General features: G+C 43.5%; 9 protein-coding genes. 4 read left to right on the forward strand and 5 right to left on the reverse strand.

The features are described 5' to 3' along the window. The first annotated feature begins 509 nt into the window (after positions 1–509). Positions 510–1,052 (forward strand): adenylyl-sulfate kinase, encoded by a 543-nt coding sequence (cysC, locus tag V7L31_RS03145; RefSeq protein WP_334694902.1) that lies wholly within the window; start codon positions 510–512, stop codon positions 1,050–1,052. A 402-nt stretch (positions 1,053–1,454) separates the two neighbouring features. Here cysC and V7L31_RS03150 read toward each other — a convergent pair whose 3' ends face one another. Continuing rightward, a complete protein-coding gene (locus V7L31_RS03150; RefSeq protein WP_334694903.1) occupies positions 1,455–3,467 on the reverse strand; it encodes an ABC1 kinase family protein in 2,013 nt (670 codons plus the stop codon). Positions 3,468–3,727: 260 nt separating this feature from the next. On the opposite strand from V7L31_RS03150, the gene recN reads away from it, so the two are divergent. Then, a complete protein-coding gene (gene recN, locus V7L31_RS03155) occupies positions 3,728–5,479 on the forward strand; it encodes a DNA repair protein RecN (RefSeq protein ID WP_334694904.1) in 1,752 nt (583 codons plus the stop codon). An 85-nt stretch (positions 5,480–5,564) separates the two neighbouring features. On the opposite strand, the gene V7L31_RS03160 is transcribed toward recN, so the two are convergent. From V7L31_RS03160 to efeU, 4 genes are all read right to left on the reverse strand, one after another. After that, positions 5,565–6,182 carry a VOC family protein gene (locus V7L31_RS03160; RefSeq protein WP_334694905.1) on the reverse strand — a complete coding sequence of 206 codons (618 nt, stop codon included), beginning with the start codon at positions 6,180–6,182 and terminating at the stop codon, positions 5,565–5,567. Positions 6,183–6,508: 326 nt separating this feature from the next. Further along, positions 6,509–7,768 carry an iron uptake transporter deferrochelatase/peroxidase subunit gene (gene efeB / locus V7L31_RS03165; protein ID WP_334694906.1) on the reverse strand — a complete coding sequence of 420 codons (1,260 nt, stop codon included), beginning with the start codon at positions 7,766–7,768 and terminating at the stop codon, positions 6,509–6,511. Between the two features lie 322 nt (positions 7,769–8,090). After that, complete coding sequence (gene efeO / locus V7L31_RS03170; RefSeq protein WP_334694907.1) at positions 8,091–9,281, reverse strand: iron uptake system protein EfeO; 1,191 nt, start codon at positions 9,279–9,281, stop codon at positions 8,091–8,093. 31 nt (positions 9,282–9,312) lie between these two features. Next, positions 9,313–10,146: an iron uptake transporter permease EfeU gene (gene efeU, locus V7L31_RS03175; protein ID WP_334694908.1), complete on the reverse strand. Its 834-nt coding sequence runs from the start codon at positions 10,144–10,146 to the stop codon at positions 9,313–9,315. Between the two features lie 493 nt (positions 10,147–10,639). On the opposite strand from efeU, the gene V7L31_RS03180 reads away from it, so the two are divergent. Continuing rightward, positions 10,640–12,001, forward strand: a complete 1,362-nt coding sequence (locus tag V7L31_RS03180) for a DUF3370 domain-containing protein (protein WP_334694909.1) — start codon at positions 10,640–10,642, stop codon at positions 11,999–12,001. Between the two features lie 85 nt (positions 12,002–12,086). Next, positions 12,087–12,422, forward strand: a complete 336-nt coding sequence (locus V7L31_RS03185; protein WP_334694910.1) for a hypothetical protein — start codon at positions 12,087–12,089, stop codon at positions 12,420–12,422. Positions 12,423–12,689 lie beyond the last annotated feature (267 nt).

Consider the following 12,689-nt stretch of genomic DNA (forward strand, 5'->3'; position numbering starts at 1 on the left):
GCTGTTCATTGTCACCCAAAGGAGTAACTCTGTGGTAAAGTTTGTCACCATTGAATAAGACTAGTGTACCAGGAGTTAAAGAGAGCGATCGCTTTGCTTCAGTGCGTTCCGTACCCTACGGGTTCTCCGTTCGCGTAGCGTTCCGTAGGAAAGGAGTACGCAATGACAAAGTATGTTTTTAGAACATTTGGGATGCTCCCGTGATTGCGAGCAAAGCCATTGGTATAAAGAGTGCTGAGTTTGTCTAGTTCCCAGTCTCCTACTGGGAATGCCGTCCTAAAGGCTCCGCTTCCCTTGCTGGCGGCAGAGCCGCTTTTGAGTTGCATTTCCCGATTCTGGCTAGAAACGAGGTTTTAAAGGAGTTTCAACTTAAGTTGATACCATCTGTAAAGCAACGCTTAAAATTACTGCTAAAAAAAGATTATAAAAATAAAATTGCTATCTGAATCTGAAAAATTACCTAAAAAAGCTTTTTTGGGTGTGCTATTTGAAGTATAAGGCGGAGTAAGATGATACAAAAAGATTGGGGTGTGACGGTATGGTTCACTGGTCTGAGTGGTGCAGGTAAAACTACTATCTGTAAATTCGTGGAAAAGGAATTGCGGATACAGGGATACAGAGTTGAAGTTCTGGATGGCGATGCGGTACGTCAAAACCTATGCAAGGGGTTGGGTTTCAGTAAAGAGGATCGAGAGGAGAATATTCGGCGCATTGGCTTTGTCGCTCACCTTCTTACCAGAAATAATGTAATTGTTTTGGTTTCGGCAATTTCACCGTACCGCGAAATTCGGCAAGAAGTGCGCCAAAGTATTCCATCTTTCGTTGAAGTTTACGTCAATGCATCGTTAGAGGTTTGTGAACAGCGAGACGTAAAAGGGTTATATAAAAAAGCAAGAGCCGGGGAAATTAAGCACTTCACTGGTATTGATGATCCTTATGAAATACCGCTCTATCCTGAAGTTGAATGTCAAACTAACCAAGAAAGTGTTGCTGAAAGTGCAACTAAGGTTTTGGAAAAGCTGGAAGAGTTGGGTTATGTAGCTGCTCAATGAATTACAGCAGTTTTCATGTATTTGAACTACATCTGTCGTAAGGGCACAGCATTGCTTATTGGTGTCAACTTAACGCGAAACCGCTTGTCCGCCGGGAATTGAAATTCCCGTCTAATAGCTAAAGTCATCTGAAGATGACTAAATATCGCCAAAAATCTCCAGTCTACTTCAGTAGACTTAAGCTATTAGCCCGAAAATTTATTTTTGAAGTAATAAGTAATGAGTAATACCCATTACTTGTTACTTATTACTCATTACTCATTTATTTCCGGGCGGGCATGGAAGCCAACAGATAAGCTATTTCCAGCTTAAGTTGACACCTATGAGCATTGCTGTGCCCCTACCGCGTGATCTATTTACTTGAAAATAGCTGTAAAGAAAGTTTTTGATTCATAACTTTTACTACGATGCTAATAATTGCCGAATTAATCTAGCTACAGCCTTTTGAGTGAAGCGGTTGGCAATTTGTTGACCTAAACGTTGTACATCTGAATTTACCAATAACTGAGCAATTTGTGATGCTAGTTGAATTGGATCAAAGCCTTGTGTTTCTCGGAGAATGCCTAATATACGTTTGATATGCTCTAAGGTTTGTTGTTGCTCAACTGTTGCTGCTGGAGTTTCATTAACTGCTGTCAATCCTACCCGTTCCCGCAATAGGGAGGTAAAGTTATGCAAAACATTTTTACTTAAAGCATCGAGTCCGTTAACAGATTCATCCACTAGTTTGTCACGAATGAAAGCGCCGCGTTCAGATGACAGAAATTCTATGCCCTGATTCAGCACTAAGTTAAAGTCGTAATCTTGACTATTACGCGCATTTTTTAACAAGTTTTCTAAGCGATTCCAGCGAAATCTGCCATCTTTAAATAGCAAATCTTGCAATGATGCTCTTAATTGTGGTGCTGGATCTGTTAATAGGCGTTTAGAAACGTAGGGATAAGCTTCACTGAGGACTTTAAAGTTAGGATCTATGAATATTGCAATGCCTTCCAGCGTCACGAGGGAACGAATAATTAAGGCGTAGTAGGGTGGTACGCGGAAAGGATATTCGTACATCAAAGCCGATAGTTCATCGGTGATGCTTTTAATATTAAGATCGGCAACACTGGCTCCTTCGGCATCAGCAAAAACTCTCGCAAAAGCTGGGATAATTGGTGTTAAATCGGTTTCTGGTGATAAGAAATCTAATTTAACGTAGTCTTTTGCTAATCCTTCAAAGTCGCGGTTGACAACGTGGACGATCGCTTCAATTAAACCATAACGCTGTGGTGGCTTAATCTCGCTCATCATCCCAAAGTCGAGATAAGCTAGCTTACCATCTGGTGTTGCTAACAAATTACCAGGGTGGGGATCGGCGTGGAAAAATCCGTGTTCTAGCAACTGACGCAGAGAACACTGCACTCCCACTTCAATGAGGTAACGAGCATTTATGCCTTGGGCACTAATTTCTGCTGTCTGGGTTAATTTTGTACCGTTAATCCACTCCATCGTCAAGACGCGACGATTAGTATATTCCCAGTAAATTTTCGGTACGTATATGTCTTTTATATGACCGTATAGCTGGAAGAATCGTTCAGCATTTTCGCCTTCGTGGATGTAGTCCATCTCTTCAAAAATGCGATCGCCTAATTCATCAAGAATCCCAACTAAATCACTTCTTACCTTTTTGACCTTTTTCTGCACCCAAGCCGCGAGGTTACGCAAGATATACAAATCAATGGTAATCCCCTCTCTTAAGTCGGGGCGTTGAACTTTAACAGCGACTTCTTCACCAGTTTTTAGCTTACCTTTATAGACTTGCCCCAATGAAGCCGCAGCAATAGGCTGGGCCGAGAGTTCGGCGTAAACATCTTCTGGAGGTGCGCCTAATTCTTCTCTGATAAACTGGTAAGCAATTTCGTTGGGAAAGGGTGGTAATTGGTCTTGTAGCTTAGTTAATTCTTCTAAGAAGACGGGAGGAACTAGATCCGGTCTAGTGGACAAAGCTTGGCCAATTTTGATGTAAGCAGGCCCCAATTGAGTCAGCAATACCCGTAGCTGAGTGGCTCGGCGGCGGTCATTTTTGACGACAATTCCCCGTTTACTATCCGACCACAACCCAAAAACAAAAGATAGAACTGGCCCCAACACGGCGAAAATCCGCCGTAAAACTTGCACTTTTCTATTTCGGTAATGCGCCGCTATACCCACGGGATCGTAAAGTATCTCAGGTTGCGCTGTTGTCCTCAACTGTTGAGCGGCTAGGAGTCTTGGCGATGTCTGCGACGAGCCTATCTGCGGTACAACCAAGCTTTGTCTAGCATTTTTTTCTGGCACTATATCAATAACGTCCAGTTCACCTCGGCGATTTGTGCCGTTGTGACTGTCCTCCTGAATTGGTCGGGAACTAGGGGGAAGTGTCTTAACAATCATGAAAAAGGCCACCAGTCAGAACGATCACATTAAGTATTGTAACAATATGTTTGAGGATTGGGGATTGGGGATTAGGGTTCAACTAATTTTTTTCTAGCCCCCAGTACCCATTACCCTGTCCCCAGTCCCCAGTAGTTTGTTACACTGAAATGAGCATACTAGTCCAATAGTAGTAGGTATTGCTAGTTGCTGAAAGATTATACTTATTGTCCTGTAAATTGGAATTATCCGGCATCTGCCTTCATGGAGAATTTGGCTTGATGTTGCTCTGCCTAAGAATTGAAAACTTTGCCCTGATTGACCAACTGGAATTAGAATTTGGCGCGGGACTAAATGTGTTAACAGGTGAAACTGGCGCGGGAAAATCGATTATCTTGGATGCCATTGATGCTGCTTTAGGCGGTAAAGTCTCTAGTCGAGTTATTCGCACGGGGACAAGTCGGGCGATGGTAGAAGCGACTTTCACCTCAAATGCACCCCTAGCGGCTTGGTTGACTGAACAAGAAATAGATTTGCTTGATGAAAATTCTGTAGTTATTAGCCGAGAAATCACGGTGACTGCTAGTAATATCCGTAGTCGATCGCGGGTAAATGGGGTGTTGGTAAATCGGCAGATTATGGGAGGAATGCGCGATCGCTTAGTGGAAATCACAGCCCAAGGTCAAACTGTACAAGTGGGACAATCTGCCCAAGTCCGGGACTGGTTAGATTTATATGGCGGTGACTCCTTGATGCAGCAGCGTCATAAAGTTGCTACGAGTTTTAGTACTTATCAACAAGCGCATTTAGCACTAGAAAAACGCCGAACATCAGAACGGGAAAGGTTGCAACAGCTAGATTTGCTCGCTTATCAAGTGCAAGAATTGGGAGCAGCCAACCTGAGCGAACCTAATGAATTGGAACAGTTGGGACAAGAACGGGAACGCCTGAATCATGTCGTCGATTTGCAGCAAATGAGTTACAAGGTTTATCAGGCTTTGTATCAAAACGATCATGAAACTCCCGCCGCCGGAGATTTATTGGGAGACAGTGAGGCGATATTAAATGACATGGTGGAATATGATACCCAACTACAACACCTGTTGGAATTGGTGCGAGACGCGCAAGCTGCGGTAATGGAAGTGGGAAGGCAGATTAATGCTTATGGGGACGGTTTGGAAGCCGATCCGCAGCGCTTGGAAGAGGTGGAAGAACGGATTCAGGAATTAAAGCAAATTTGCCGCAAATATGGGCCAACACTGACAGAAGCGATCGCATATTACCAACGTATCCAAGGAGAATTAGCCCAACTGAACGACAGCGAACAATCTATTGAAAAATTGGAACAGCAAGAAAAAGCGTGTTTTGAAAAACTCACCCAAGCAACTAATCAGTTAACTCAATTGCGGAGTAAAGCGGCTGCTAATTTAGAATCACGTTTGATCGCTGAACTCAAGCCCCTAGCGATGGAAAAAGTGAAGTTTCTGGTTGAAATATTACCAGCTGCGCCAACTGCGATGGGAGCAGATAAAATTACCTTTACATTTAGTTCCAACCCTGGAGAACCACTGCAACCGTTAACCGAAATTGCCTCTGGTGGGGAAATGAGTCGCTTTTTATTGGCGCTGAAAGCTTGTTTTTCTCAGGTTGATGCGGCTGGGACAATGGTTTTTGATGAAATTGATGTCGGGGTTTCGGGAAGGGTAGCCCAAGCGATCGCAGAAAAATTACACCAGCTAAGTCAACGCAACCAAGTATTATGTGTTACTCACCAACCCTTAGTTGCGGCAATGGCGGATCGGCATTTCCGCGTAGATAAGCAAACTATTAATCAGGGCAAGGGTAAAAAAGCTAACAATGTCAATGCTGATGAACAGCGTACCGTTGTCAGAGTTACTACTTTGGATAATTTAACCACTCGCCGGGAAGAACTAGCACAGTTAGCTGGTGGTAAATCTGCAAGTGATGCGATCGCTTTTGCCGAATCTCTGTTATTACAAGCTGCTAACCACCGTCGTGGAGAACATACTTGAGCGAAGAGGCAGGGGGCAGGGGGACAAGGAGGACAAGGTAAGCAATATTTCTCCCTTGTCTCCCCCTTTCCCTTGTCTGCCCCCTTCACGCTGCCAATTCGGAAAGGCGTAAACCAGCAATATTCTCGCAGGAAAAAGTTTCTTTACCCGTCCATTTGCGGCAGATTAGCTCAATAATTTGGCCTGCCCAGTTGCGGAAAAACCATTGGCATAAAGAGCCATCTTCTTGAGGAGTCATAGATAGAGGAATAAAGCCTTTGTTCTGCCATACCTCTGCTGCTTTATAGATATCATCAACAAGAATGGCAACATGATGGACAGTATTAAAACCTTGCTGCTGGCATAAGCTAGCGATCTGTTCATCTGGTGCGTTAGGTGCAAGCAGTACCAAAATCATACCTGACGGCATTAAGGCTGAGAGAAAGTACATACCAGCATCTTCAGGCAATAGGTTTTGCTCTGGACAAAAATCATCAGGCCATTTTCCTGGCCCTTCCGTGATTTTGGCATCATAACTGACCAGAGTTTTAGCATAGTCTGTGAGAGTTCCTGAATCAGGAAACAACAGTACATAATGATCTACAACAACTAGTTCCCCAAATAGATGTATGCAAAAAGATGAGTTTAAAAATTCTGGAGTTTTGCATTCTTGTTTATACAAGAGCAATCCGTCAGTTTCTACAAAAGGCGACTCCTTACTCATCGAAGTCTCCTAAGTTGAAACCTTCTACAGCGTTTAATGAAAGGTTATTGCTCATAATGCTCACCTATAAAAACGATCTTGGTATTTAATATTGTGGCTTACCAACTGGGCTTGTATCAACAATCATAACTAAGATTACTTTCAGCCAATCTCAAGCATTGGTGGTAAATCTGTAAATGACGCGATCGCATTTGCAGAATCCATCTGATTGCAAGCTGTTAACCTTATTGCCCAATCTTCAAAGTAATTCCCAATTAATACAGAAAACGATTATTGATTGGTTGAGTAAATTAGCGCCTTCTACAAGCTTTGGGATGCGATGATGCTTATGCTTCTAGTAATGACTGACCTAAATAACTGCCTTTATCTTTAACGCCAGGCAAAGCAAAGAAATATCCACCACCAATGGGGCGAATATATTCCTCCAAAGGTTCCCCAATTAAGCGATTTTGCACTGTCACAAAGCCTCTTTCTAAATCAGCTTGAAAACAGACAAACAACAAACCCATATCTAATTGTCCAGCTTTATCAAACCCACGTGAATAGTTGAAACCACGCCGCAGAATCAAACCCAATTCTGATTTGCGTGGATTAGCAAGGCGGATATGAGCATCTAGGGGGATTTGTTTACCTTTAGGATCTTGAGCATAATTGGGAATATCTTTCTCGTGCTTCATCCCCAAGGGTGCCCCAGAGTCTTTACTGCGCCCAATAATTGTCTCTTGCTCCTGTAGTGGTGTACGATCCCAGCGTTCAACTAAGTTACGGATCACGCGCACCACTTGATAGCTTCCCCCTACTGTCCAAGCTGGTTCGTAGCTGTTTGGCTGTACCCAGACAATCCGGTTAATCAACTTTTCATTGCTAGCATCTAGATTTGCTGTACCATCTTTGAAACCAAGTAGGTTCCGCACTGTGGTTTTGCCGAGCTTTTTATGAGTATTCGGCGGTAGAAAACCTTCTATTTGCCAGCGCAGAGTTATCAAGTCAGGCAAATTCTTGATAATATCCCGTAAAGCGTGGATGTTCGCTTCCTCTGTGTTGGCACAAAATTGTAGCAGTATATCCCCATGACACAAATCTGGGTCAAGTTGGTCATTGGGAAAACCTGGCATGGTATTTAACCGTTTGGGTTTCAAGTTACCAAGTCCAAAACGGTTATCGAACAACGAGTCACCCACTGCTAGGGTGATTGTGAGGTTATCGGGAACCACTACAGATCCCAGAATTCCCGAATCATTGGGCGGAAATTTGGGATCGCGTAGCTTGGGTGTTCCCCCTGCCATGAGAAACTGAATGCGATCGCTCAAAGTTTGAAATAACCGCACTAAATCCGCTTTGGTTTTAGCAGTTGTATCAAATGCCACCATCAGAGCAGAAGCCGGGGCAGGGGTGAGAATACCTGCTTGGTGAATACCAAAAAACGGTACAGCCTCTTCAGATGGGTCTTCAGTAGTTTCTGAAAGAGTGCGATAACCCAAACTGGTCAAAGCTGCGACTCCACCTGCTGCGGCCATACCAAGGAGCAAGTCACGACGGCTGATTCGGGGAGTAATGCGTAACCTTGGTTGCTCTGAACTAGACATAGTTTACTCCTCTGGAATTATTGATGGAGAAGAATTCAGAAGTCAGAATTCAGGAGTCAGAATAAAGACATGACGCTTTCTACGTTCGCGCAGCGTGTCGCAGACAGACGCTAAAAGCGTAGTTTGCTTGTCTGTAAGAGTACGAATACTCGCTATTGCGGACTCGCTCTAAGTGTTGGCGCAGCCTCTCTAAGAGTTGCTATACCATTCGGGTTAGCGTCTCTGAAAGAGAAGGCTTTGTACAGAATTGATTCTGAATTCTGAATTCTGAATTCTGAATTCTGACTTCTGACTTCTGACTCCTGAATTCTGTTTCGATAAATTAGTTAACGCCTAGAGTGCCACGTAGCTGAGAGAGGTCTTCAGAAAGAGCTGCGATCGCAGTTTTCATCTCTTTCTTGTCTGTTTCACTCACTTTGTCGTAGGTGGCAAAACCACCATCAGGAGTTTTGTATTTAGCAAGTCCTTGGTTAACTTTGGTGAAATTTGCATCCACACGCGCTAGTAAATCGGGGTTGGCTTTTTGGATGACGGGGCGCAATAACTCTACAATCTTTTGGGAACCTTCGACATTAGCGCTGAAGTCCCAGAGGTCAGTATGGCTGTAACGGTCTTCTTCTCCAGAAATTTTGGTAGCAGCCACTTCTTCAATCAAGCCAGCAGCACCGCCTACCATATTTTTTGGTTCAATAGTCAAAGTAGCAATGCGTTTTTGTAGTTCTAGTCCATCTTTCTGTAGCTTTTGGGCAAAAGGTTTCATGCCTTTTGTAGTTTTGTCCTGAAATAAAGCTTTCTCTATGCGATGATATCCAGTGAATTGTGGATCGGCCTCTTTTTTCGCAAAGTCATCAGCACGCGAATCCATCGTTTTATCGAGATCGGAGAATAGTTCAGCTATCGGTTCTGCACGTTCCCAGTGAACATGGGTAGAGGCATAGAGTTTCTGAGCCTTAGCAAGATCGCCAGCAATCACGGCATCGGTGAAAGTCTTGTTGTCTGCTACTAGTTGGTCAGTTTCTTTAGTGACGTAGACTTTGTATTCTGCGATCGCCCCCACTAATTTACCCTGATCTACAGTCCCTTTGGCTTGCGAATCTCCAACTCCTGTTTTCACTGTGAGTTTCCCTTTGGGATTGCTGCGTAAACCGCAAGCCATGTCATACTCACCTGGTTCTAGATTGGTTTTAAGTTTCTGAACGAATCCAGGAGCAATATTTTCCCGTTCTTCGATAACTTTTACCCCAGACAAAATTTCCCATTCCAAAGGTTGGCTGCTTTTATTGGTAATTACAAAGCTGTTTTGTCCAGATGTCAGTGTTAGCTGATTGGGTTCGCAACCTTTATCTGTCACAGTCAAAGCCGTTTCGGCAGTGTTGGTGCTAGAAGTATCACTAGCTACCTTAGCTTCAGGAGAATTACTCCCTAAAGTATCGCTCGATTTGTTAGATTCACAGGCGGCTACTGTCAAGGCAATTAGACAGATAATTGTTGAGTGCTTTAAAAAATTTTTCATTGTTGTATTTTCCTAAAAATTATTCAAGTAGCTAAAAATGCCTTGCTGTATTCTTCTGTCCAGCCTTCTCTCCCAAGAAGAACAGCAACATGGTAGGAATTAGATAGCCAAAATAGGCGATCGCCTCGCTGACAGTAGGAGCATCGTTATATCCAAAAAATCCCGCCAAAAGTGAACCTAAAAATCCATTATTGGGAAGTATCCCGCTAGCATCAAATACCACTGTTTGCAGTAAATTCCACACTCCCGCTTCATGGAAAGCTCTCACCCCACTTGCTAAGAGTCCCGCAGCAACCAGGATAATGAAGGCTCCTGTCCATTTAAAAAATCGCTTTAAGTTGATGCGGATACCACCCTGATAGATGCCTACACCAACGGCTACTGCGGCTGCATATCCAAACAATGCCCCCACGGGAGCTTTAATTCCTAAATTTTGCTGGAATGTTGCCAGTAGAAACACTACTGTTTCCAAACCTTCCCGCAGCACAGCAAAAAATGCCATCCCCACCAGCGCTAGTCCCCATTTATCGCCCGATTGAATGGCAGTTTCAATTTGAGACTGTAACTCACCTTTAAGAGAACGAGCTGCGCGGCGCATCCAGAAAACCATCCAGGTGAGAACCCCAACTGCAACAATAGAAATTAATGCTGCAAATAATTCCTGTTCTTGTTGGGGGAAATCCTGGCTGGTTATTTGCAATATAATTGCAGCAACTAGACAGAAAAAAGTCGCTAGAGCGATGCCAATCCAGACTGACTTCATCAAATGGGTACGTCCAGTTTGCTTTAGATAACTGGCAATTATCCCCACGACAAGCGCAGCTTCAACGCCCTCTCTGAACATAATCAAGAAGGGAAAAAGCATGGATAACCTTATTAACTATAATTACTATCAAATCATCATGAGAATAATAACTTACTTGAGAACCTTTGTATATAAGTGCAAGTTAAAAAATCTTTAACATCTTAAAAGAATAAATTTTCCTTTGAAGGAGGCAGGAGGCTCTGTTGGAGCAATCCACTTATGGGATTCGACCCCTGCTGAATTGAAGCCACTGAATTCTTATTCAGTAGGGATCTTAAACCCTAGACCCGAATGGCTCGCGGTACTTGAGAGATAGCGTAGCTCTCTTCAAGTCTTCTCCCTTTGAGAGAAGGGGGAACGAGCGTCGAGCAGTTTTCCTTCTGCCTTCCTCGATAAAAAACTCCCATAACGCATTGCTAGGAGTTCTTTCCAGCTATTTTTTCGTTAGGTAGAATTTTCTATATCCAATCGACAGGTTAATATTTAAGGTCGCAGGAGGTATATATTAGGATGCTGTATTCTAAACTTCAGTGATAAATTGCTTTTTGAATAAATGCTTAATTTTATTTCCTGTTTGTTTTTGGCTCAAGCATCGCCTTCTCCTGCACCGCAGGAAATTTTTGTTCCCCAACAAACAAGACCTTTAACAGGACATCTTGACGAAGTACCAGTTTTTAACAGTAATAACCCGGAAGTAGTTCAGAGTGAAGGAATTCTGCTGTCTACATTTCCTCCTCAAGGTAAAAAAGTACCCAGCGCCCACCTGAACTTTCCATTTCAGGGACGGTTTGATTTATTTTCTCACCATATTGCTAGAGCGATTGAGACGCCAAATGATTTGCGGACTCTTTATTTAGGAGTGATTGTTTACAATCCCAGCGATCGCCCTGCAATTGTCAATATCTTGCAAGCAGCTAGTTATGTGAGTCAACCTGATGCACCTTTTGTCAAGCTTCCTCCCATGCAGGACAATAATTCGGGAGACATTTATGCTGGGCCAGGCGATCGCGTGATGAACGATGTGCTACGAGTCAGACGGCAAGGATGGCCAGCCCAGTTGGTAATTCCACCAAAACAAAGCCGGATGTTAATGAATCATCCAATTCCTGTGCGGCCTTTAACGCCGCCATTAAATGGACGTTCTACTTTGTTACGTTTGTATAGCGATCGTCCTGTTTATCTGGCGAACCTGGCCATGTTTGCTAAACCCAATCCCGATGGTAGTGAACGAGCGCCAACTTTAGAAGAATGGGAGAACTTGTTAGAAAATGGTGATTTTGCAGGGCCCCGCGAATCGGCTCCCAGTCCTCCAGATAAGCTTGAAGGAGCAACAGAAATTTACGGACGGGTAGCGGGGGTAGGTGTTGGCTCTCGTTGGCAAGCACAAGTTACCGACTCTAATAGTTCATACCTGACAATTCCCAAATCAGGACAAGCTTTTTCTTACAGTTTAAGTACGCTTTTAGCAGGCAAAATGGGTACTGGACAAAACCAAACTGCTAAATTAGTGGCGCGTTATCCTGGTACTGCTTACGAAGCTCACGGCAACTACGGCATTGAATACAATATCTCTCTACCATTATTCAATAATACGGATAAGCTGCAAACTATAAATGTACTTTTCCAAACGCCTATTAAAGAAGATGAGCTAAGTAAACCAGGGCTGCGCTTTTTTTCACCACCTGAGCCATCTGTCTTTTTCCGTGGCACTGTTCGTATTCGCTACAATGACGATCGTGGCTTACCCAGAACTCAATATTGGCATTTAGTTCAACAACGGGGACAGATGGGAGAACCACTTGCACAATTAAAAATATCTCCTGGCCAGCGGCGACTGGTAGAAGTGGATTTTCTCTACCCACCTGATGCTACGCCCCCTCAAATGTTGACAATTCAAACTGTAGACCAAATTTAACAATTTAAAATTCCAAATGATGATCTTTAAGAGACGCTGTGCGTAGCTTAGGGACTTCCAAATAAAAAATGTCCAATTAACTCTTGTGGGGTGGGCAACACAAGAGCCATATTATGGACTGGGCGGGCAGGATGCCCACCCCACAATATTGGATAATTTATTTCTTGGAGTTCCCTTACTGCAAGCCGATGCATTCACAATGCAAGCCGATGCATTCACAATGCAAGCCGATGCATTCACAATGCAAGCCGAGGCATTCACGATGCAAGCTGATGCATTCACGATGCAAGCTGATGCATTCACAATGCAAGCCGAGGCATTCACGATGCAAGCCGATGCATTCACGATGCAAGCCGATGCATTCACATTGTCGGGTATTGCTAAATTTAATTTGCTACGAATTAATCAAATGCTGTACTAAATATATAGGACTTATATTTGATTTTTGAACAAAATTCAGTACACCTTTATTCCTTCTTCTCAGTCCCCAGTCCCCAGTCTCTTACCTCTATGAGTGATTCAGAAATCAAAGACGCTCGATAGCGCAGCGTTAGCGACGCAGGAGCGTCTGACTCGCTACCGCTTCGCTATCGAATTGCTATAGCTTTGCGTTCTTAGTCTTATGGAATACAGGTCTTTAGTTTAGTGCAATTTCTGATAAAACAGATGTTGTTCTTAATCTACTGGG

This window comes from Nostoc sp. (assembly GCF_036916655.1).
Lineage (GTDB): Bacteria > Cyanobacteriota > Cyanobacteriia > Cyanobacteriales > Nostocaceae > Nostoc.